General features: G+C 61.2%; 17 protein-coding genes. 12 read left to right on the top strand and 5 right to left on the bottom strand.

Features of this window, described 5'->3' with window-relative positions; translation table 11 throughout:
- The first annotated feature begins 9 nt into the window (after positions 1-9).
- From glmU to ICI42_RS17405, 3 genes are all read left to right on the top strand, one after another.
- Positions 10-1,377 carry a bifunctional UDP-N-acetylglucosamine diphosphorylase/glucosamine-1-phosphate N-acetyltransferase GlmU gene (glmU, locus tag ICI42_RS17415; RefSeq protein WP_188165858.1) on the top strand — a complete coding sequence of 456 codons (1,368 nt, stop codon included), beginning with the start codon at positions 10-12 and terminating at the stop codon, positions 1,375-1,377.
- A 142-nt stretch (positions 1,378-1,519) separates the two neighbouring features.
- The gene (gene glmS, locus ICI42_RS17410) at positions 1,520-3,343 is read left to right on the top strand and encodes a glutamine--fructose-6-phosphate transaminase (isomerizing) (RefSeq protein WP_188165857.1); all 1,824 of its coding nucleotides are present in this window, start codon (positions 1,520-1,522) and stop codon (positions 3,341-3,343) included.
- Between the two features lie 94 nt (positions 3,344-3,437).
- The gene (locus ICI42_RS17405) at positions 3,438-4,115 is read left to right on the top strand and encodes a DUF502 domain-containing protein (protein ID WP_188165856.1); all 678 of its coding nucleotides are present in this window, start codon (positions 3,438-3,440) and stop codon (positions 4,113-4,115) included.
- Here ICI42_RS17405 and recG read toward each other — a convergent pair.
- A complete protein-coding gene (recG, locus tag ICI42_RS17400; RefSeq protein ID WP_188165855.1) occupies positions 4,112-6,220 on the bottom strand; it encodes an ATP-dependent DNA helicase RecG in 2,109 nt (702 codons plus the stop codon). The two genes, ICI42_RS17405 and recG, sit on opposite strands and share 4 nt — an antisense overlap.
- A gap of 185 nt (positions 6,221-6,405) precedes the next feature.
- On the opposite strand from recG, the gene ICI42_RS17395 reads away from it, so the two are divergent.
- On the top strand, positions 6,406-6,696 hold the full coding sequence (locus tag ICI42_RS17395) for a succinate dehydrogenase assembly factor 2 (RefSeq protein WP_188165854.1): 291 nt from the start codon (positions 6,406-6,408) through the stop codon (positions 6,694-6,696).
- A 7-nt stretch (positions 6,697-6,703) separates the two neighbouring features.
- Positions 6,704-10,198 carry a transcription-repair coupling factor gene (mfd, locus tag ICI42_RS17390; protein ID WP_188165853.1) on the top strand — a complete coding sequence of 1,165 codons (3,495 nt, stop codon included), beginning with the start codon at positions 6,704-6,706 and terminating at the stop codon, positions 10,196-10,198.
- 3 nt (positions 10,199-10,201) lie between these two features.
- Here mfd and ICI42_RS17385 read toward each other — a convergent pair whose 3' ends face one another.
- Positions 10,202-10,870, bottom strand: a complete 669-nt coding sequence (locus tag ICI42_RS17385; protein WP_188165852.1) for a DsbA family oxidoreductase — start codon at positions 10,868-10,870, stop codon at positions 10,202-10,204.
- Positions 10,871-10,902: 32 nt separating this feature from the next.
- Positions 10,903-12,645, bottom strand: a complete 1,743-nt coding sequence (locus ICI42_RS17380) for an extracellular solute-binding protein (protein WP_230980430.1) — start codon at positions 12,643-12,645, stop codon at positions 10,903-10,905.
- A gap of 417 nt (positions 12,646-13,062) precedes the next feature.
- Between ICI42_RS17380 and ICI42_RS17375 the strand changes: the two genes are divergently transcribed.
- Positions 13,063-13,689: an invasion associated locus B family protein gene (locus ICI42_RS17375; RefSeq protein ID WP_188165850.1), complete on the top strand. Its 627-nt coding sequence runs from the start codon at positions 13,063-13,065 to the stop codon at positions 13,687-13,689.
- 446 nt (positions 13,690-14,135) lie between these two features.
- On the opposite strand, the gene hspQ is transcribed toward ICI42_RS17375, so the two are convergent.
- Positions 14,136-14,459, bottom strand: a complete 324-nt coding sequence (hspQ, locus tag ICI42_RS17370; RefSeq protein ID WP_188165849.1) for a heat shock protein HspQ — start codon at positions 14,457-14,459, stop codon at positions 14,136-14,138.
- Positions 14,460-14,581: 122 nt separating this feature from the next.
- Here hspQ and ICI42_RS17365 point away from each other — a divergent pair, with 122 nt between their 5' ends.
- Complete coding sequence (locus ICI42_RS17365; protein WP_188165848.1) at positions 14,582-15,544, top strand: AEC family transporter; 963 nt, start codon at positions 14,582-14,584, stop codon at positions 15,542-15,544.
- Here ICI42_RS17365 and ICI42_RS17360 read toward each other — a convergent pair.
- Positions 15,485-16,777 carry a UbiH/UbiF family hydroxylase gene (locus ICI42_RS17360; RefSeq protein ID WP_188165847.1) on the bottom strand — a complete coding sequence of 431 codons (1,293 nt, stop codon included), beginning with the start codon at positions 16,775-16,777 and terminating at the stop codon, positions 15,485-15,487. The two genes, ICI42_RS17365 and ICI42_RS17360, sit on opposite strands and share 60 nt — an antisense overlap.
- Before the next feature lie 269 nt (positions 16,778-17,046).
- Between ICI42_RS17360 and pcsA the strand changes: the two genes are divergently transcribed.
- The 5 genes from pcsA to ICI42_RS17335 all read left to right on the top strand — a co-directional run bounded on the left by pcsA (position 17,047) and on the right by ICI42_RS17335 (position 22,494).
- On the top strand, positions 17,047-17,769 hold the full coding sequence (gene pcsA / locus ICI42_RS17355; protein ID WP_188165846.1) for a phosphatidylcholine synthase: 723 nt from the start codon (positions 17,047-17,049) through the stop codon (positions 17,767-17,769).
- A 2-nt stretch (positions 17,770-17,771) separates the two neighbouring features.
- On the top strand, positions 17,772-18,749 hold the full coding sequence (locus tag ICI42_RS17350; RefSeq protein ID WP_188165845.1) for a quinone oxidoreductase family protein: 978 nt from the start codon (positions 17,772-17,774) through the stop codon (positions 18,747-18,749).
- Positions 18,750-18,880: 131 nt separating this feature from the next.
- Positions 18,881-20,446 (top strand): ABC transporter ATP-binding protein, encoded by a 1,566-nt coding sequence (locus ICI42_RS17345; RefSeq protein WP_188165844.1) that lies wholly within the window; start codon positions 18,881-18,883, stop codon positions 20,444-20,446.
- Positions 20,446-21,570, top strand: coding sequence for an ABC transporter permease (locus ICI42_RS17340; RefSeq protein ID WP_188165843.1), 1,125 nt, complete (start codon positions 20,446-20,448; stop codon positions 21,568-21,570). The genes ICI42_RS17345 and ICI42_RS17340 overlap by 1 nt, the downstream gene beginning before the upstream one ends.
- A gap of 9 nt (positions 21,571-21,579) precedes the next feature.
- Positions 21,580-22,494 (top strand): ABC transporter permease, encoded by a 915-nt coding sequence (locus tag ICI42_RS17335; RefSeq protein ID WP_407945178.1) that lies wholly within the window; start codon positions 21,580-21,582, stop codon positions 22,492-22,494.
- The last annotated feature ends 66 nt before the right edge of the window (positions 22,495-22,560 follow it).

Below are 22,560 nucleotides of genomic sequence, written 5' to 3'. Positions count from 1 at the left end.
GAAGACGCAATGAGCCCGAGAACCTGCCTGTCGATCATCCTTGCCGCCGGCGAAGGGACGCGCATGAAGAGCGCGCTGCCCAAGGTGCTGCATCCGGTTGCCGGCCTACCGATGGTAGCCCATGTCATCAAGGCGACGCGCCAGGCGGGCGCGGGCGACGTCGCTGTGGTCGTCGGCCATGGTGGAGAGCAGGTGCGCAAGGCGGTGGCCGGCTTGGCTTCATCCGCAAGCACCTTCGAGCAGGTGGAACGGCTGGGAACGGCACATGCTGTTCTGGCTGCGCGAGAGGCTATCGCGCGCGGCTATGACGATGTGCTGGTGATGTTCGGCGACACACCGTTGATCACGCCCGAGCCGCTGCAGGCCGCGCGCGAAAGGCTCGCACACGGTGCCGCTGTCGTCGTCATCGGTTTTCGCACGGATGCGCCGACTGGCTATGGTCGCCTGATTGAAGAGGGCGGCAAACTCGCGGCCATTCGTGAGGAAAAGGACAGTACCGACGAAGAGCGCAAGATCACATTCTGTAATGGCGGTCTGATGGCAATCGCCGGACAGCATGCGTTGGCGCTGCTCGACAAGGTTGGCAACGCCAATGCCAAGGCTGAATACTACCTTACCGACATTGTCGAGATAGCGGCACAGGAGGGTCTCGACGTGGCGGCCATCGAAGCGCCATTCGAAAGCCTGCTGGGCATCAACAACCGCGCGGAGTTGGCGAACGCCGAAGGCATCTGGCAGAAACGCCGCCGTCGCGAGGCGATGCTTGCAGGCGTAACGCTGATTGCACCGGATACGGTCTATTTCTCACACGACACGGAGATCGGCGCGGATACCGTGGTCGAGCCCAATGTGTGGTTTGGCCCGGGCGTGACGGTGGCGTCCGACGTCGTGATCCATGCCTTCAGCCACATCGAGGGGGCTAAGGTGGCTGCGAACAGCCAGATCGGCCCGTTCGCACGGCTGAGGCCGGGCGCCGATCTGCATGAAAAAGCCAAGGTCGGCAATTTCTGCGAGGTCAAGAACGCCACCATAGAGAAGGGCGCCAAGGTCAATCACCTCACCTATATCGGCGATGCCCGCGTCGGCGCGGAGGCCAATATCGGCGCCGGCACCATTACCTGCAACTATGACGGTTTCTCGAAATTCCATACCGACATCGGCGCCGGCGCGTTCGTGGGCTCGAATTCCTCGCTCGTCGCACCCGTCTCGATTGGCGATGGAGGCTATGTAGCGTCGGGCAGCGTGATCACCGAAAGTGTGCCGGCCGATGCGCTGGCCTTCGGCCGGGCACGGCAGAAAACCATACCGGGCAAGGGTCGGGAGCTTCGTGAACGCCTCGCGGACGCGGCTGCCGCGAAAAAAGCGGCTGCGAAGTAACTGGATTTCAATCGCATCCTGTCATGGATGCGGCGACTGAACGGCCTCGTGGCGACACGAAGCGACATGCAATATGATTTCGGCTCTGCATTGGCCTTGCCAAATGCAGGCGTCGGCAGCTTGAACTGATTGGGGGCAGGACATGTGCGGTATCGTGGCAATCGTGGGCAACGCCGATGTTGCACCGCTCATCGTAGATGCCCTCAAGCGGCTGGAATATCGCGGTTATGATTCCGCTGGTGTCGCCACTATCGCATCCGGTGCTTTGGGGCGCCGTCGCGCGGAAGGCAAGCTGATCAATCTCGAGCGCAGGCTGCAGGCCGAACCGCTGGGCGGTTCCATCGGCATAGGCCACACCCGTTGGGCAACGCATGGCGTTCCCAACGAAACCAACGCGCATCCGCATTTTTCCACCGGCGTCGCCGTCGTCCACAACGGCATCATCGAGAATTTCGCCGAACTGCGCGATGAGTTGAAACAGGACGGCTACAGCTTCACCTCGCAGACCGATACGGAAGTGGTTGCCCATCTGGTGGCGCGGGAACTCGCCAAGGGCCTGTCGCCCGTGGAGGCTGCTCACAAGGCGCTCGCGCGGCTGGAAGGAGCGTTTGCGCTCGCCATCATGTTCGACGGGGACGAAGACCTCATCGTTGGCGCGCGCAACGGCCCGCCGCTGGCTGTCGGCCATGGCGAGGGCGAGATGTTCCTAGGTTCCGACGCCATCGCGCTGGCGCCATTCACCAATTCCATCACCTATCTGGAAGACGGCGACTGGGCCGTCGTGCGCCGCAACGAAGTGTCCATCTTCGACATGGCCGGAAACAGGGTGGAACGTCGGCGGCAGCAGTCGCTCAGCACTTCGTTCATGGTCGACAAGGGCAATCGCCGCCATTTCATGGAGAAGGAAATCCATGAACAGCCAGAGATGATTTCGCATACGCTGGCGCACTACGTGGATTTCGTCGGTGGCGTCTCCAAACCGCTCGACCTGCCGTTCGACTTCGCCAAGATCGACCGGTTGGCGATTTCCGCTTGCGGCACCGCATACCTTGCCGGGCTAATCGGCAAATACTGGTTCGAGCGTTATGCACGGCTGCCGGTCGACATCGATGTCGCCTCGGAGTTCCGCTATCGCGAGATGCCGCTGTCAAACAAGGACGCCGCCTTCTTCATTTCGCAGTCCGGCGAGACCGCCGATACGCTGGCCTCGCTGCGCTATTGCCGCAAGGCCGGGATGAAGATCGGCGCCATCGTCAATGTCCGCGAGTCGACGATGGCGCGCGAGTCGGACGTGGTGCTGCCGACGCTCGCAGGACCTGAAATCGGCGTGGCCTCGACCAAGGCGTTCACCTGTCAGCTCTCCGTGCTGGCGACTCTTGCGGTGAGGGCGGGTGCTGCGCGCGGCACGATTTCGCTGGAGCAGGAAAAGACGCTGGTGCGTGAACTCTCGGAAGCGCCACGTTTCGCCAATCAGGTTCTCAAGCTTGAGGACCAGATCGAAAAGCTGGCACGCGAACTGTCGCGCTACAAGCATGTGCTCTATCTCGGCCGTGACACCAATTTCCCGCTGGCCATGGAAGGCGCGCTCAAACTCAAGGAAATCTCCTATATCCACGCCGAAGGCTACGCGGCCGGCGAACTGAAGCACGGGCCGATCGCGCTGATCGACGAGAACATGCCTGTGATCGTGATTGCGCCACATGACCGCATCTTCGAAAAGACCGTCTCCAACATGCAGGAAGTGGCGGCGCGGGGTGGAAAGATTATTCTCATCACCGACCAGCGCGGCGCCGCCCACGCCACTGTCGAGACCATGGAGACCATCGTGCTCCCCGACGTGCCGGAGATCATCTCGCCCATCATCTATGCGCTGCCGATCCAGATGCTGGCCTATTTCACCGCCGTTTTCATGGGAACAGACGTCGACCAGCCGCGCAATTTGGCAAAATCGGTTACCGTCGAATAGGTCTCCGTGCAGCGCAAAGAAATCCATATCGCGGACTCTGGTTCTGCGGTAGAATTGTTGCGTTGCACAAATCGGACAGACGGCACCGCAAGCCATGACGCGCCTCAGCAATTATTTCCTCACCGGCGTGGTCGTCTGTGCTCCAGTGGCGATCACGGCTTATCTGGTCTGGAGCATCGTCCTCTGGGTCGATTCGTGGGTGAAGCCCTACATTCCCGGCGCCTATAATCCAGACAACTACCTGCCATTCGCCGTGCCGGGCTTCGGATTGGTCGTCGCCCTTCTGGGCATCACCCTGATCGGTTTTCTGACAGCCAATTTCATTGGCCGCTCGGTGCTTGGGTTTGGCGAGAGATTGCTCAATCGCATGCCGCTGGTGCGCAACATCTATCGCGGTCTGAAGCAGATTTTCGAGACCGTGCTCGCCAACCGCTCGGATCTGTTCAATCAGGTCGCTCTGTTCGAGTATCCGCGGCGTGGCGCATGGTCCATCGTTTTCATCGCCAAGCAGCAGGAAACCGAAATCAACGATGCACTTGAGCCGCGTCACGGCAAGACCATCGCCGTATTTCGGCCGATCTCGCCGAATGTGACGACGGGCTATCTGCTCTATGTGTCGGAGGATGACGTTATCCCGCTCGACATGAGCGTGGAGGATGCGGCGAAAATGCTGATCTCAGCCGGCCTGGTTGCGCCGGAATATCATAAAGAGACGAAGCGATTGGCCGACGAGGCCCTCGCCAAACGAAAGTCAGCGGGAAAGCCGGGCTAACCCGCCCGCAAAAGCCTGACAGCCTCGTCGCGACTGAACAGATAGAGCAGTATCTGCACCGCCTTGCCGCGCTCGGACATCAGGTCCGGGTCGCGCGTCAGCAGGAGCCGGGCATCGTCTCTTGCGGTCTCCAGCAGATCGGCATGGACCTCGATCCGCGCCACCTGGAAGCCGGGCGTGCCGGACTGGCGCGTGCCAAGCAGTTCGCCTTCGCCGCGCAGCTTCAGGTCCTCCTCGGCAATCAGAAAACCGTCCTCGGTCTCGCGCATCACTGAAAGCCTACGCTTGGCGGTTTCACCCAGCGGATCCTTGTAGAGCAGCACGCAGGATGACGGTTTCGAACCGCGCCCGACCCGCCCGCGCAACTGGTGCAATTGAGCAAGACCGAAACGCTCGGCATGCTCGATGACGATGATGGTGGCGTCTGGAACGTCGACGCCGACCTCTATGACCGTGGTGGCGATCAGGATGCGGGTTTCGCCCTCCTTGAAGGCCCGCATGGCCTCGTCCTTGTCCGCGCCCTTCATGCGGCCGTGGACCAGCCCGATGCGGTCGCCGAAAACGGCCTTGAGCGAGGCGAAGCGATCCTCGGCCGACATCAGCTTGATCTCTTCCGACTCCTCGACCAGCGGGCAGATCCAATAGACTTTCTTACCCTCCGACACCGCGTCCCGCATACGTGCGACCATCTCGTCCAGCCGTTCCAGCGGCAGCGTCACCGTACGGATCGGCTGTCGTCCGGCGGGCTTTTCGGTCAGGCGTGAGACTTCCATGTCGCCGAAGGCCGTCAACACCAGCGTGCGCGGGATCGGCGTGGCCGTCATCACCAGCATATCAGGCGCATCGCCCTTGGCGGTCATGGCCAGTCGCTGATGCACGCCGAAGCGGTGCTGCTCGTCGATGACGGCGAGTGCGAGATTGTGAAACTCCACCGCGTCCTGGAACAGTGCATGGGTGCCGATGACGATGTCGATCGAGCCATTGGCTAGTCCGTCGAGTATGGCGGTGCGCTCTCGGCCCTTTTCGCGACCGGTCAGCACCGCGACGCGCATGCCCACCTTTTCAGCCAGCGGGGCGATGGTGGCCAGATGCTGGCGGGCGAGAATTTCCGTCGGCGCCATCAGCGCTGCCTGCCCCCCGGCCTCGACGGCTTGCGCCATGGCCATCAGCGCCACCACCGTCTTGCCGGAACCGACATCGCCCTGCAGCAGGCGCAGCATCCGGTCGGGCTTTTCGAGATCGGCGCCGATCTCGGCCAGCGCCGTTTCCTGGCTCCTGGTCAGACTGTAGGGAAGGGCGGCCCGCAACGGCGTGGTCAATTTGCCGGTACCGATGCGCGGCGCGCCATTAACGCGTCTCACCCGTGCCCGAACCAGCGCGAGCGACACCTGCCCGGCGAGGAATTCGTCATAGGCAAGCCTGCGCCACGCGGCGCTGTCGGGAAGCGCGTCTAGCGGATCCGCTGGTTCGTGCAGTCGCCTGAGTGCGGCGGAAAAGCTTGGGAAACTGTGGCGGCGCATCACGTCGGGATCGAGCCATTCCAGCAGGTTCGGCAAGCGTTCCACAGCGTGTCCGATGGTTCGGCGCAGCACTTTCGGTGCCAGCCCCGCCGTCAGCGGATAGACGGGCTCCACCAGTGGCAGCTTGTCGGCCTCACTCACAAGGGCGATATGATCGGGATGCACCATGGATGGCCGGCCGTTGAACCATTCCATACGGCCTGACACGATCACCTGCTCGCCTTCCGGCAAGGCCTTTTCCAGATAAGCGGCATGTCCGCGGAAGAAGGTCAGGCCGATCTCCCCAGTGTCGTCATGGGCAAACACCCTGTAAGGCACGGAGCGGTTGCCGCTCGGCGGTGGCTGGTGGCGATCGACGCGTACCTCCAGCGTCACGATGGCGCCTTCCGCGGCATAGGCGATGCCGGGCCGGTTACGCCGGTCAATGACACTGTGCGGCAGCACGAAGAGCAAGTCGCCAACCCTTGCAGCCCGCGCCGAAAGGTCGGCCGGGACCACTTTTTCGATCAGCGCGGCGACCTTGTCGCCGACGCCGGGAAGCGTGGTGATTGGAGCAAAGAGCGGATCGAGCAGGGATGGGCGCATTAAGGCTGCCACCCAATCGGAGCAGCGCTTCTACCCCCCTTGAGGGGGATGTCTCTTGCAGGGCAGAGGCAGGTGATCAACGACAAGCACATGGACGCATGTTTAGCCCGCGAGCCGGACGTTACAAGGCTGACATGACCCGCTATCCACGCTATATGCGCCGCAGTTGCAAAGGATTGCCAATCATGACCGGTACGACGCGATCGACGGAGACGCTGGATTCGAGGCAGCGCAAGCTTCTGTTCCGCGCCTGGCATCGCGGCATGCGCGAGATGGATCTGGTGTTGGGCACATTCGCCGACGCCGAGATCGACAAACTGAGCGATGAGGAACTCGATGCGTTTGAAATACTTCTGCATGAAAACGACGCCGATTTCCTGAAATGGGTGACGGGAGAACGTCCCGTTCCCGATCACCTTGAGACCCCCTTGATGCGCAGGATTCTGGACTACCGTCCCGTTTTCCTGACCGAGTAACCACACGATGACGCTTCTCAAGACGATAGGCCTGCCCAAAGGCCGGCCGGGCCAGTTCATTGTCGACGGCGTGGCGGAAGGCTTCGAGGCCTTTGCGCTGGTGCAGGCTGCCGCGGAAGCCGCACCCGACGCGCCTCTGGTCTTTGTGGCGCGCGATGGGCAGCGCTTGCCTGCGATCCGGGATGCACTTGCCTTCGCCGCTCCGCAAATCCCCGTGCTTGAACTGCCGGCCTGGGACTGCCTGCCCTATGATCGCGTTTCGCCGGGATCGGAAGTAGCGGGGCGCCGTCTCGACGCCATGGCGGCGATTGCCGCGTTGCGCGACAAGCCGCACCGCGCAATCGTCCTGACCACCGCCAATGCGCTGCTGCAGCGCATGCCGCCCGCCGATCTGGTCCAGGCCCAAGTGTTCCGCGCGCGCCCGGGCAACCAGGTCGACATGAACAAGCTGACTGCCCGTTTGGAGCGGTCGGGCTTCGAACGCGTGCCGACGGTGCGCAGCGTCGGCGAATTCGCCGTGCGCGGTGGCATTCTCGACCTCTTCGCCCCTGGCTCGGACGATGCGTTGCGGCTCGACTTCTTCGGCGACACGCTTGAATCCATCCGTGCCTTTGATCTCGCTAGCCAGCGCACCACCGGCAACCGGCCGGAACTGGTGTTGCAGACCATGAGCGAGGTCGAGCTGACGCCGGATGCGATCAGCCGTTTCCGCCGGAGCTACATCGACGCCTTCGGCGCGCCATCGCGCGACGACGCTTTGTACGCCGCGATCAGTGAAGGCCGGCGTTTCGCCGGCATGGAACACTGGCTGCCGTTTTTCTATGATGGCCTTGAGACGCTGTTCGATTATCTCCCTGGCACACCGTTCATTTTCGACCACTTGACGCGCGAATCGTTCAATGAGCGGCACACGCTGATTCTCGATCATTATGACGCCCGTAAAAAGCAGGGCGAGAGCGGGCTCAGGGATGCCGTTCCCTACAAGCCAGTGCCCCCGGCGCTGCTCTATCTGTCGCCCGACGACATCGCCGCCGGCGTGGCCGACCGCCTGGCGGTCGAGCTCAGCCCCTTCGATGCTCCGGATGCCGGCGGCCGCAAGGTTCTGCATGCCGGCTCGCGTGCCGGCCGGAGCTTTGCCGAGGAGCGCGCCGACCCCAACGTCAACGTGTTCGATGTGGCGGTCAAGCACATCGCCGAGCAGCGCATCGGCAAGCGCCGCGTTCTGGTTGCCGGCTGGACGGAAGGCTCGCTCGACCGTCTGACGCAGATTCTCGAAGAGCACGGGCTTGGCAATCTTAAGACTGTTACCTCCCTGACCGAGGTCGAAAAGCTGCAGTCAGGGCAGGCGGGTCTGGTTGCACTGCCGCTCGAACAGGGTTTTGAGACCGACGCCTTTCTCGTTGTCGCCGAGCAAGACATTCTCGGCGACCGGCTGGTGCGCAGTTCCAAGCGTCGCAAGAAGGCGGCGGATTTCATCGCGGAAGCCTCGTCTCTGTCGGCGGGCGACATCGTCGTCCATGCCGACCACGGCATCGGGCGCTTTGTCGGACTGAAGACCATTGAGGCGGCCGGTGCGCCGCATGACTGTCTCGAAATCCACTATGCCGCCGACGGGCGCCTGTTCCTGCCGGTCGAAAACATCGAACTACTGAGCCGCTACGGCTCGGATTCCGCCGAAGCCACGCTCGATAGGCTCGGCGGCGGCGCATGGCAGTCGCGCAAGGCGAAGCTCAAGCGCCGCCTGCTCGATATGGCGGGCCAGCTCATCAAGATCGCCGCCGAACGGCATATGCGCACCGCGCCGCGCATGATGCCACCGGAAGGCCTCTATGGCGAATTCGCTGCCCGCTTCCCCTATGAGGAAACCGACGACCAGCAGAATGCCATCGATGCGGTGGCCGAGGATCTCGCTGCCGGCAAGCCGATGGACCGACTGATCTGCGGCGACGTTGGTTTCGGCAAGACGGAGGTGGCATTGCGCGCCGCGTTCCTTGCAGCCATGGAGGGCTTCCAGGTGGCGGTGGTGGTGCCCACGACGCTTCTGTCGCGACAGCACTTCAAGACTTTTTCCCAGCGCTTCGCCGGCCTGCCAATCCGTGTGCGTCAGGCTTCGCGTCTGGTCACAGCTAAGGAACTGGCCGAGACCAAGAAGGGGCTTGCCGACGGCACGGTCGATATCGTCGTCGGCACCCATGCGCTGCTCGGCTCGGCGATCTCCTTTAGAAACCTCGGCCTGCTCATCATCGACGAGGAGCAGCATTTCGGCGTCAAGCACAAGGAGCGCCTGAAGGACCTGAAGAGCGACGTGCATGTGCTGACGCTCTCAGCGACGCCAATCCCGCGTACACTGCAACTGGCGCTGACAGGCGTGCGCGAACTATCGCTCATCGCCACGCCGCCTGTGGACCGTATGGCGGTGCGCAGCTTCATCTCGCCTTTCGATCCGCTGGTCATTCGCGAGACCCTGCTGCGCGAACGCTATCGCGGCGGGCAGAGCTTCTACGTCGTGCCACGCATCAGCGATTTGACGGAAATCGCTGATTTCCTGAAGGAAACCGTTCCGGAGCTTAAGGTCGGCATGGCGCATGGCCAGATGCCGGCAGGCGAACTCGACGACATCATGAACGCCTTCTATGACGGACAGTACGACGTGCTGTTGTCGACAACCATCGTGGAATCGGGTCTCGACATTCCGACTGCGAACACACTGATCGTGCATCGCGCCGATATGTTCGGCCTGGCTCAACTCTACCAGATCAGAGGCCGTGTCGGCCGCTCGAAAGTGCGCGCCTATGCCCTGTTCACGCTGCCGGCGAACCGGACGCTGACCAGCACCGCCGATCGCAGGCTGAAGGTTTTACAGTCCCTCGACACGCTGGGGGCGGGTTTCCAACTCGCCAGCCACGACCTCGACATTCGCGGTGCCGGCAATCTTTTGGGCGAGGAGCAGTCCGGCCACATCAAGGAGGTCGGTTTCGAACTCTATCAGCAGATGCTGGAGGAGGCCGTCGCCGAGATCAAGGACGATGGGCATACGCTCGATACCGGATGGTCGCCGCAGATCAGCGTTGGCACGGCGGTGATGATACCGGAGGGCTATGTGCCCGATCTGCAGCTTCGCTTGGCGCTTTATCGCCGGCTGGGCGATCTGGAGAACCCTGAAGAGATCGACGCGTTCGGTGCTGAGCTCATTGACCGTTTCGGGCCGCTGCCGGAAGAGGTCAAGCATCTGCTCAAGATCGTCTTCATCAAGGCGCTGTGTCGGAAATCCAACGTCGAAAAGCTCGATGCTGGGCCCAAGGGCATCGTCGTTCAGTTCCGCAACAAGGAGTTCTCCAACCCGGCGGGGCTGGTGCGCTACATCGCCGAGCAGGGGTCCTTGGCCAAGATCAGGCCCGACCAGAGCGTGGTGCTGGCGAGGGACTGGCCAAACCCGGATAAGCGCCTGGCGGGCGCCGCTGTTGTGATGACGCAATTGGCCAAGTTGGCGCAGGCGGCCTGACCCTCAGATGTCGCCGCTCGCCTTTGCGGTCGCCACCTGGCGGATTGCATCGGCCAGCGCTGAAGCTTCCTGTGCGCCCATCACGGCATATTTGCTTTCAAGGAGGAAGCAGGGAACGCCTGATATGCCCATGCGCGACGCGGTGGCGACTTCGCCGGAAACCTCATTGCGGTCGGCATCGGTCGCCAGCATGGCTTCCACCACCGCCGCATCCATGCCCGCAGCATCTGCCGCGGAAACAAGTACACGCGGATCGCCGATGTTTTCGCCGCGCTCGAAATAACGGCTGAACAGTTCCGTCACCAGTCTGCCCTGAACGTCTAAGCCCGACGACGCCGCCCAGCGGATGACGCGATGGGCGTCGAGCGTGTTGGGTGCGACCTTGATGGCATCGAAATCGAAGGCGATGCCTTCCGCGGCACCCATGGCCGTCAGATTGGCATGCGCCTGGTCGATGCGCTTTTCGTCGCCGAATTTAGACATCATGTATTGTTTTCGGTCCATGCCGCCGGCCGGCATCGTCGCGTCAAGCTGGAATGGCCGCCACCGTACCTCGACGGCGACATCGGGCGTCAGGGCAATTGCAGCTTCAAGCCGTTTCTTGCCGACATAGCACCACGGGCACACGACATCGGAAACGACGTCGATGGAAAGCGATTGCTGACCAGTCATGAGATTTCCTTCCGAAGCGTTGAGCTCGCCAATTACTTGGTGTCGATCCACCAAGTGGCGGGCTGATAGCCGAACAGCGATGTCTTTTCGGGGTGCTTGAACTCCTTCCAGTAGGCCACCCATTGCTCGGGATTGTACTGAGTCGGCACCATGTAGTGGCCCGAGATCAGCAGACGGTCGAGAACGCGCACCGCCGAGACGAAGTCGTCCTTTTCGCGCGCGTTGAGCATCGCGTCGATGGCTGCGTCGATCGCCGGATCTGCGACACCGGCCAGGTTGAACGAGCCTTCGCTGTTCTTGGATTCCGATCCCCAACGGAAGACCTGCTCCAGGCCGGGCGACAGCGAGTTGTTGAAGCCGGTGGAGCCGATCAGCATTTCAAAGTCGAAACGCTGTTTTCGCGCCTGGATCTGGTCGCCATCCAGCAAGCGGATCGTCACCGCGATGCCGAGTTTCTGCAAGGCGCGCTGGTAGACGCCGGCCAGGCGCTCCTCGTCCTGCGAGGCGACGATGATCTCGAAGCTGAACGGCTTGCCCTGCGGGTCGAGCAATTGGCCATTGTCGATCTTGTAGCCAGCCTCCCTGAGAAGATCGAACGCAGCCTTGAGCACCTTGCGATCCTGGCCCGAACCGTCGCTGACCGGAGGACGCCAAGAGCCGTCCAAGACATCGGCGGGAACACGGTCGGGGAAGGGCGCAAGCAGCGCTTTTTCCTTATCCGTGGCGGGATTGCCGATGGCCGACAGTTCCGAGCCCTGCCAGTAGCTCATCAGCCTTTGGAATTTCCCACCAAACAAATTGTTGTTGGCCCATTCGAAGTCGTACAGCATGGCCAGGGCCTGCCGCACCTTGGGGTCGCTGAACTTTGGCTGCCGCGTGTTGAACAAGAAGCCCGTCACCACCGGCGGAATGCCAAGCTTGAACGACTGGACGACGACATCGCCCTTCTGGGCGGCAGGAAAACCGAAGTCGCGTTCCGCCTGGAGCGGACCCATGCCAGTGTAGATCGACCCTGCATAGATCGAGCACAGGCCCTTTTTGAACGCCTCGAACTGAGCGTTTGCATTGAGGAAATACTGGATCGTGATGCGGTCGTAATTGTCGAAACCGACTTTCGCCGGCACGTCCTTGCCCCAATAGTCCGGGTTGCGCTTGAAGACCACGCGATCCCCGGGTCGGACCTGATCGATGGTGTAGGCGCCGCTGCCCGTCAACGGCTTCAGCGTCGTCTGGTCGAACGTGTCGATGTTGAAGGCATGTTTCGGCACGATCGGGGTCAAGGCTATGACCAATGGGAATTCCCGGTCCGCCTTCTCGTTGAAGGTGAATTTGACGCTGTGGTCGCCCGTCTTCTCGAGCTTGGCGATCTTTGCCATCCGGTCGCTGTAAGGTGGCCTGCCCTTGGCGGTGAACACCTCATAGGTGAAAAGGATGTCTTCCGGCGTGACGGGCTTGCCGTCTGACCATTTGGCGGTCGGGTTCAGGTTGAATTCGGCCCAGCTGCGATCTTCGGCTACGTCGACCGATTCGGCCAGAAGTCCATAAAGACCGAAGGGCTCGTCGGCGTTACGCTGCATCAGCGGCTCGAAGACCAGATTGCCGAAGATCGTATCGATCACCCCGCGCGACGTTGTCCGCAGGCTCTTGAGAATGAACGGATTGAGGTTGTCGAAGGTGCCGACCACGCAATAGGTGACCTCGCCACCCTTTGGCGCGTCGGGATCGGCGTATGGGAAGCTCTTGAAATCGGCGGGCAGGGCGGGCTCGCCATGCATCGACAAACCGTGTTGCGGTTCGGCGAAAGCGGTTGTGCCGAAGGCTATGGCGAGCGAAATGCCAGCGACGGTCCGTCTCACGGCGATCCTCCTGAGATACTGCGGAATGGGCATGATTCGGACCGTACAGCGGTCATAAGCGCCAGTCCATGCCGTCGCGAATGGCTTCTTCCAGCTCAAAGCGAGGGCTTCGGCAGTGTTTAGCAAATCCTTTCGGCGCAACGTCTGCACGTCAGCCACAGCAGATATAGAAAGAGGTTCGGGCTGCGTCGGTTCATCTTCCAAGAGGCTGGATTTACTCACCTTGCCGGTGTAACAGGCGAATGAGAGTCATGCTGTTGCCTCAATTTGCCAACAGGTAGCGATGACACGCGGCAGAACGCCGCTTCGAGATGTGATTGAGAGGATTCGAGGACGATGACGAGCCAGAAAATCGACGGTTTCCGTCTCCCGGTCATGGCGGCAGCTGCGGCGGCCGTGCTTGCGGCCGGCCTGACGCCTGCCGCAGCACAGCAGCAGCAGATTCCTCAGGGCTGGTTCAAGGCCTGTTCCAAGCAGGAAGACGTCGATATCTGCAACGTCCAGAATATTTTGACCGCCTCCAGCGGCCAGCTCGTGACAGGCCTCAGCCTGATTGAGCTCAAGGGCAAGGTGAACCGCAAGGTGTTCCAGGTTACCGTGCCGAGCGGCCGTCTTGTACCTCCTGGCATTGGCCTCCAGATCGATGGCGGCAAGGCACAGAAGCTCGACTACGTGATCTGCTTCCCGGATCGCTGCGTGGCCGAGATCGCGCTGACCGATCAGATCGTCGCCTCCTTCAAGAAGGGGCAGGAATTGACCCTGACCTCCATCAATTTCCAGAATCAGCCCAACCCGATCAAGGTTTCGCTCAAGGGCTTCACCGGTGCTTTTGATGGCGAGCCGCTGAAGCAGTCGGATCTGGAAGCCCGCCAGAAGAAACTGCAGGAATTTGTCAGCAAGAACAATGAGGACTTCGCCAAGAAGCTCAAGGAAGAGCAGGACAAGGCGAAGACCGCGAACTAAGCGGCAGGACCCTCACAACCAACGAAAAGCGGGGCTTCAACACCCCGCTTTTTTCATGTCATCACCTCGCCTGGGCCGGTTAGAGCGTTTTCTGCTTGGATTGGCTCGGTCTGCCGGTGGGAATTCAGGACAAGGTCAAGGGGATCGTCGATGGTCGGGCTGGTGGCTCGGACGAGACGAGCCCCGAGTAGGTCCGAAGGACGCCCGAATTAAACCCGGCCCACCGGCGGCCGCGCATCTTTGAATGCGCAAAGGACCGCCCGCGTTTTTGACACCTGTTGATTTGCTTCGTAAATCCACGGGGAGGATTCCCGCTGCTGGCGGGCGCCCGCTGTCTGTGTCAGCCGGCTTGCCCGATGCACCATATCGGCACTGCGCCGGCTTCCTTGCGGATCGCCTCGCCATCGGAGGCGTAGCGATCTGCTTCAATCTAAGCAGGAAACGCTCTAATTCTGCAGGCGGCTTTTTGGGTGATAGCTGCCGTCCTGATCCTTATCGAAGAACTCGTGGATCTGCGGATGCCGTACCGGATCGCCCGAACTGTCTTCCAGCAGGTTCTGTTCCGAAACATAGGCGATGTACTCTGTCTCGGCATTTTCGGCGAGGAGATGGTAGAAAGGCTGGTCGCGGCGCGGACGAACGGCCTCGGGAATGGATTCGTACCATTCTTCCGTGTTGTTGAATTCAGGATCGACGTCAAAGATCACGCCGCGAAACGGGAACAACCTGTGACGGACGACCTGTCCGATAGAAAATTTTGCCGTCTTCATGCAATTCACCGCCATATCCGGCTCTATTTGGCGCACTTGTCCTCTCAATTCAATGCTGCCGGGTTGACGCAGCACGAAGCGACGAGCTAGCGGGGGCACAAAGTTTCAGCCGAAAGACGAAAATGTCGGAAATCGTGGGCCTCGTTCTGCCGTTCTTCGGCATGATCTTCGCCGGATTCGTAGCGGCTCGGATAACGCGCCAGCCCATCGACGCTCTCGGCTGGATGAACACCTTCATCCTCTATGTGGCATTGCCCGCGCTGTTCTTCCAATTGCTTTCCAAAACGCCGTTCGAGCAGCTGACGGAGTGGCGTTATATAGCCGGTGCCGTCATCGCGAGCTATTCGATGTTCCTCATCATGTTCGTAGGTTCCATGCTGGTACAGCGCAGCGGCATCGCCGAATCGACCATGCGGGCGTTCGGCGCCTGTTATGGCAATATTGGCTATATGGGACCGGGGATTGCTCTTCTGGCGCTTGGCGAAGAAGCGGCGGTGCCGGTGGCACTGATCTTCTGTGTCGAAAACGCGCTGCATTTTTGTGTGGCGCCGACGATGATGGCGCTTGCTGGCGACGACCGGCGCCCACCGCTGCAGCTGGCAGCGGAAGTAGTGCGCAAAATTCTTCTCCACCCCTTCATCGTCGCAAGCTTGTTTGGCGTGGCGGCAGCCTATTTCCAGTTTCGTGCACCATTGCCAATCGAACGCTTGCTCGACTATTTCGCGCGCGCCGCCGCGCCATGCGCGCTCTTCGCAATGGGCGTCACCCTGGCGCTGCGGCCATTGAAGCGGGTACCGCGCGAAATCGGGCCGATTCTCCTGCTCAAGCTGATCCTGCAGCCTCTGCTATGCTATGTGGTGCTCAGTTGGATCGGCAATTTTTCGCCGATCTGGATGTTTTCGGCAATCGTGCTTGCCGCGCTGCCGACCGCGACCAACGTCTTCGTCATAGCGCAGCAGTACAATGTGTGGGTCGAGCGGGCGTCCGCGACCATCCTGATTTCGACCTGCGTGTCGGTGGTGACGCTATCGGGGCTGCTCTACATGATCATGCATGGCATGCTGATCCCGGACCTGTTTCCGTAGAGCTCGCGCATCGCGGGATGCAAGAACGTCGGGCCGCAGCGCCTGAAACACCTTGGAGAAGCCGCTGCCTGGACGCAGCCCCTCGCGCATGAAGAGCGTGCGCAGCGGCGAAACGGCGCCCAACAGGGACAGGCCAGCCGTGCGCGCGAGCTGCGAGGGAAGCATATCTGACAAGAGCGAAAGGTTGAGCAGGCTCACCGCCCCGGTACGCGCGACAATGTCAGGCCGACGAGCCGCATCATATGCAACAAGGCTGCTCGGAAGGCCTGGATCGTATTGGTTTTTCAAAGCTGCATCAATGGCTTGCTGTACGTCTCTTATGCCCAGATTGAGCCCCTGTGCGCCGATGGGCGGGAAAACATGCGCCGCTTCACCCACCAGCATAATCCGCTTCGCGGCAAAGCGCGTCGGTACCGCGGTCGAGAGCGGGTAGATTTGTCGTCCGCCATCCACGGTCACGCGGCCCAGCATTGATTGCATGCGTTCCTCGACGATCCTCGACAGAGATGTGTCATCCAGCGCATTAAGCTCTTCGGCGGTCTCCGGTCTCACCACCCAGACCAGACTCGAACGGCGGCCGGGAAGCGGAACCTGGGTGAACGGGCCGGTCTCGGTGTGGAACTCGGTCGATGTGAAGGCGTGGTCGCGACTGTGCGAAAAGCTGAGCACCAGAGCGGATTGCCGGTGCGCCTGCGATACCACCGAAATGCCGGCAGCTTCGCGAGCGGGCGACTTGCGGCCATCCGCGGCAACGGCCAGCCTGGCATGGACCTCGGTGCCGTCCGTAAGCTGGACGACAACCTCATCCTCCCGTGGTGACCAGGATTTGACAAGGCATTTGCGCCATGCGATTCCGGCATGGGCGGCAACCGCCTGCTCCAGCGCCGCATTGAGCGCGCGATTGGGAAAGTTCATACCGAACTGTAGTTCATCGATCTCGCTGGCATGAAAGGTGACGACGGGGCTGCGCAGCAGGCGCGCTGTGCCGTCGACGATGCGCATGGTCCGAAGCGGAGCGGACATGTCGCGCAACGGCTCGAGCACGCCGAGCCCATCCAAATAGTCCAACGCCGGGGCCATGAGCGCGGTCGTGCGATCGTCGTCACTGAGCACCGGAGGCCCAACCATGACAACTTCAAACCCTGCCTGTGCAAAGCCGAGCGCGGCGATCATGCCCGCTGGCCCCGTGCCTGCGACGAGGACTGTGGCTGCGCTGGTGGTCGCTTCTGTCATCGGATCGGTTCCATTTGCGCGGATCATGGTGCAGATCGATATAGAGCGCCGCCTGCGCTTTGTTCAACGCGGCGTTTCGCCCATGAAGATGCGAAAGCCAGGTTTATCAGTCCGATTTGGGGAATGCCGCGCTTCATTCCTGTGGTGAGTTGGCGCAAATGGCCGATAGCGCTTGTACGGTGCCCGGCCCAGCGGATAAGTTCACTGCCAACTGGTGAAGGTCGTCGGTTGCCGTGTAGGCTGACGAGGCGGGGTAATGGAAACTGCTCGTGAAGCGTAAGAAAGTCACCTGGCCGCAGGCTCGCGCCTTCTCGGTCCATCTGCTGACCGCATCCGGGTCGTTTCTGGCTTTCCTGTCGCTTGTGGCGGCGAGCGACGGCAATTGGACGGCGATGTTTCTTTGGCTGGGGCTGGCTCTGTTCGTAGACGGCATCGACGGCCCCATCGCGCGCAAGCTCGAAGTCAAGGAAATCCTGCCCACTTGGTCTGGCGAACTGCTCGACAACATCATCGATTATGTCACCTATGTGCTGATCCCGGCCTTTGCGCTGTATCAGCGCGGCTTCATGGGCGAGGGGCTGTCTTTCACCGCAGGGGCGATCATCGTCGTCTCAAGCGCGATCTACTATGCCGATACGGGCATGAAGACGAAGGAAAACTTCTTCAAGGGCTTTCCGGTAGTGTGGAACATGGTGGTGTTCACGCTTTTCGTCATCGAGCCTGGCGAATGGGTCTCTTTCGCTGTCGTCGTTGCCTGTGGCGTCTTCACCTTCCTGCCGATCAACTTCCTGCACCCGGTACGTGTGGAGCGGCTGAGGTCGGTCAATCTGACGATCACGCTGGTCTGGTGCGCGTTCGGTATAATTGCCCTGTTGCAGAACATGGTGTCGCCGATGTGGGTCAAGACCGGCATCGCCGCGACAGGCATCTATCTGTTCGTCATCGGCGGCATCATGCAACTGTTTCCCAATCTCGGTGCAAAGAGGACCTGACCATGCCCAAAGCAATCAGAGTGCACGCCCATGGCGGACCTGAAGCGATGGTTTACGAGGATCTTCCAGCTACATCGCCCGGCGCAGGCGAGGTTCTGGTCAAGCATACTGCGATTGGTCTCAATTTTCTCGACGTCTATTATCGTACGGGGCTTTATCCGTCGCCGACCGGCATGCCCGTCATTCCGGGGGGCGAAGCGGCCGGCGTGGTCGTCGAAACGGGTGAGGGCGTTATGGGATTTAAAGCCGGCGACCGCGTCGCCTATACGACGGGCCTTGGAGCCTATTGCGACGAACGTGTCTTGCCCGCCGACAAGCTGGTTCACATTCCCTCGGGCATCAGCGACGAGCAGGCCGCGGCGATCATGCTCAAGGGCATGACGGCGGAATATTTGCTGCGCCGGACCTTTCCGGTCAAAAAGGGCGATACGATCCTGTTTCATGCCGCCGCCGGCGGCGTCGGGCTGATCGCCGGTCAATGGGCCAAGCATCTGGGCGCTACGGTCATCGGCACGGCGGGCTCGGACGACAAGGTCGAATTGGCGCTGGCGCATGGCTACGATCACGTCATCAACTATCGCACACAGGATTTCGTTGCCGAGGTGGCTCGCATCACCGAGGGACGCAAATGCGATGTGGTCTACGATTCCGTTGGCAAGGACACGTTCGACGGCTCGCTTGACTGCCTGCGTCCGAGGGGACTTTTGGCGCTGTTCGGCCAGTCATCCGGCGTCATCCCGCCCTTCAATCTCGGTATTCTGTCGCAGAAGGGCTCGCTTTATGTCACGCGGCCGACGCTGTTCGTCTATGTTGCCAAGCGTGCCGATCTGGAGGAGTCTGCTGCTGCCTTGTTTGATGTGGTCGAGAAGGGCATCGTCAAAATCCAAATAAACCAGCGCTACGCACTCAAGGATGTGGCCCAGGCGCATGCCGATCTGGAAGGTCGCAAGACGACAGGGGCGACGATTCTGATACCCTGATTTTCGTTGAAAATCTTGAAGCTCTTTCAATCTTCGCAGTGGTTTGCGTTGCACAACAACCGCGCCTACGATAGGCCCGGGAACGATAAAGAGAACTATAAAACAGAACGATCGGACAATGGGTGGTCTTCGTGCAGAGCAGCGCTGAGACGGCAGGCCCGAACCTCCTTGAGGTTCGCGGACTGACCAAGATTTTCGGCACGTTGAAAGCCTGCGATGGGGTCGACCTCACCATTGCCAAAGGCGAAATCCATGCTCTTCTAGGGGAAAACGGTGCCGGCAAGTCGACGCTGGTCAAGATGCTGTTCGGGTCTCTCGAGCCGAATGACGGTGTGATCTCCTGGAACGGAGAGCCTGTCACAATCGCTTCGCCGAGTATGGCAAAGAAGCTCGGCATCGGTATGGTGTTCCAGCATTTTTCCTTGTTCGAGGCATTAACCGCTGCCGAGAATATCGCGTTGTCGCTGCAGGCGGATACGCCGCTCAGCACGATCTCGGCCAAGGCGCGGGCGCTGTCTTACAGCTACGGCCTGCCGCTCGATCCGGAAGCGTTGGTCGGCGACCTTTCGGTGGGGGAGCGCCAGCGCATCGAAATCATCCGCTGTCTTCTGCAAACGCCCGATCTGATTATCCTCGACGAGCCGACCTCGGTGCTGACTCCGCAGGAGGCCGACAAGCTGTTTGAGACGCTCGAGCGCCTGCGCGCCGAGGGTAAGTCGATCCTCTACATTTCGCACCGGCTTGACGAAGTGCGCCGGCTTTGCGATCGCGCCACCATCATGCGTCACGGCAAGGTGGTCGGGCATTGCGATCCGCGCCAGGAGACGCCCTCGTCGTTGGCGCGGATGATGGTGGGCAGCGAGGTCAAGAACGCCGAGCGTCCGCCGTCGGCTGCAAGCGGCGAGGAAATCCTCGGCATCTGCGGTTTGAGCCGCAAGCCTGCCGGGCCGTTTTCGATGCCGCTTAAGAACATCTGGTTGAGCGTGCGCGCCGGCGAGGTGCTGGGCATCGCCGGGGTCGCTGGCAACGGGCAGGGCGAGTTCTTCGAGGCGGTTTCTGGCGAAGCGCGGCAGGAGGCGGGCGATGCGATCCGTATTCGCGGCCAACAGGCCGGACGGCTCGGCATTTCTGCACGCCGTCTGCTGGGGGCGGCTTTCGTGCCGGAAGAGCGTCTCGGCCATGGTGCCGCGCCGCGCATGAAACTTTCGGAGAATCTGCTCCTTTCCCGTCACAGGACTGATCGGAAGGCTTTTATCGGCACAGGTGGTTTCGTGAAGTCGGGTGCTATCCAGAGCGCGGCCCAGCGTATCATCAAGGCGATGGACGTGCGCAAAAGCGCGCCGGATCCTGAAGCTGCCGCTTTGTCGGGCGGCAACCTGCAGAAATTCATTATCGGTCGCGAACTCGACCGTCAGCCGGCACTGATGGTGGTCAACCAGCCGACATGGGGTGTCGATGCCGGCGCGGCCGCCCGCATTCGTCAGGCGCTGATCGAGCTTGCGCGCGGCGGCTCGGCCGTTCTCGTCATCAGCCAGGACCTGGACGAATTGTTCGAAATGTCGGACGCCATCGCCGTCATGCACAATGGCGAGTTGTCGAAACCAATTCCCATCGCGGAGGCTACGCTTGAGAAAATCGGCTTGTTGATGGGCGGCGCCGAGCCGGGCCATGTCCATGTTTCGGCGGAGACGGCCTGATGCGTCTTGAACTGGTCAAGCGGCCGCAGCAGTCGACACTCTTTGCCGCCATATCGCCTTTGATCGCGCTCGGCTTGACGTTGGTGGCGGGAGCCATCGTGTTTGCGATGCTCGGAGAAAATCCGTTCGAGGCGCTTTATTATTATTTCGTCGATCCGCTGCGCGAACTCTGGTCGCTCCATGAACTGGCGATCAAGGCCGCTCCGCTGATCATCATCGCGGTTGGGCTGTCGGTCTGCTACCTATCCAACAACTGGAACATCGGCGCCGAGGGCCAGTTCATCATGGGCGGCATTCTGGGCTCGATGCTGCCGGTGTTGTTTCCCACGTTTCAAGGGCCGCTCGTACTGCCGCTGATGCTGTTGATGGGCCTCATCGGCGGCGCTGCCTATGCGGCGATCCCGGCCATTCTGAAGACCCGTTTCAACACCAATGAAATCCTCACCAGCCTGATGCTGGTCTATGTCGCACAGTTCTTCCTCGACTGGCTGGTGCGCGGCCCCTGGCGCAATCCGGAAGGCAATAATTTTCCCGAAACCCGCCGTTTTCATCCGGATGCCGTCCTTCCCGAGCTGTTTCCTGCCGATGGACGCGCCAATCTCGGCATCGTCTTTGCCATTGTCGCCGCCATTCTGGTGTGGCTGTTGGTCAGCCGGACGCTGAAGGGCTTCGAAGTCCGGGTCCTCGGCGCAAGCCCAAGGGCAGGGCGGTTCGCTGGTTTCGGCACTACGAAAATGGTGTTCTTCGCCTTCATGCTGTCGGGCGCGCTGGCTGGCCTTGCCGGTATTTCAGAGGTTTCCGGCGCCATAGGCCAGCTCAGGCCGACGATCTCGCCCGGTTACGGCTTCGCGGCGATCATCGTCGCCTTCCTTGGACGGCTCAACCCGCTCGGGATCATAGCCGCCGGTTTCGTGTTGGCGCTGACCTATCTCGGCGGCGAGGCGGCGCAGATTTCAATCGGCGTTTCCGACAAGGTGGCGCGCGTCTTCCAAGGAATGCTGCTGTTCTTCGTGCTGGGTTGCGACACGCTCATCCACTATCGCATCCGGCTGGTGCGATCCGCGCTCAAGTCGGATGCTGCTGCCGTGGCCAAGGCCGCCGAACCGGCAAGCGAAGGAGCCTGAACCATGGGCATGGCCGAAAGCATCCTTCTCACCATCGCAACGGCAGCCACGCCGCTGTTGATCGCCGCCATCGGCGAGCTCGTCGTCGAGCGCTCCGGCGTACTTAATCTGGGCGTTGAGGGCATGATGGTCATGGGGGCGGTCTGCGGGTTTGTGGCTGCGGCCCTAACCGGGTCCCCGTGGCTTGGTGTTCTGTGCGGCATCCTGGCGGGTGCGCTGTTTTCGCTGCCTTTTGCCTTCCTGACGCTCAACATCGCAACCAATCAGGTAGCAACTGGGCTATCGCTGACCCTGCTCGGACTCGGCCTCTCCAGCATGATCGGCGAGAGCTTCGTCGGATCGCCCGGCGTTCGGTTGCCGAACCTGTTCATTCCCGGCTTGACGGAACTGCCGCTGGTGGGGAGGTTACTGTTCGGCCAGGATCCGATCTTCTACCTGTCCATCCTGCTTGTGTTCGCGGTCACCTGGTTCCTGTTCAAGACACGCACCGGGCTGACGCTGCGCTCGGTCGGCGACAACCATGCGTCCGCCCATGCGCTGGGCATTCCGGTCATCGGCTATCGTTATGGGGCGGTTCTTTTCGGCGGCGCCTGCGCGGGTCTGGCGGGTGCGCAGCTATCGCTCGTCTACACCCCGCAATGGGTGGAGAACATGACGGCGGGCCGTGGCTGGATAGCGCTGGCGCTGGTGGTTTTCGCGTCCTGGCGACCGCTTCGCGTTCTTGCCGGCGCCTATCTGTTCGGCGCAGTAACCATCGGGCAGTTGCACGCGCAGGCGCTGGGCCTCGGCATTCCGTCTCAACTGCTTTCTTCGCTACCCTATTTGGCGACGATCGTGGTTCTCGTTCTAATCTCGCGCAACCGACGACTGACCATGATCAACACGCCGGCCTCGCTTGGGCGGGCTTTTGTTCCGGACAGGTAAAGCGAAACACAAACAAGCGGTTGAAGAAAGCCGTTCCGAAATATGTGTAACCCAGAGAGGACTGCA

The sequence above is a fragment of the Oryzicola mucosus genome, from assembly GCF_014534685.1.
Taxonomy (GTDB): domain Bacteria; phylum Pseudomonadota; class Alphaproteobacteria; order Rhizobiales; family Rhizobiaceae; genus Oryzicola; species Oryzicola mucosus.
The sequence above is the reverse complement of the archived record's forward strand: the minus strand, read 5'-3'. Positions and strand labels throughout refer to the sequence as shown.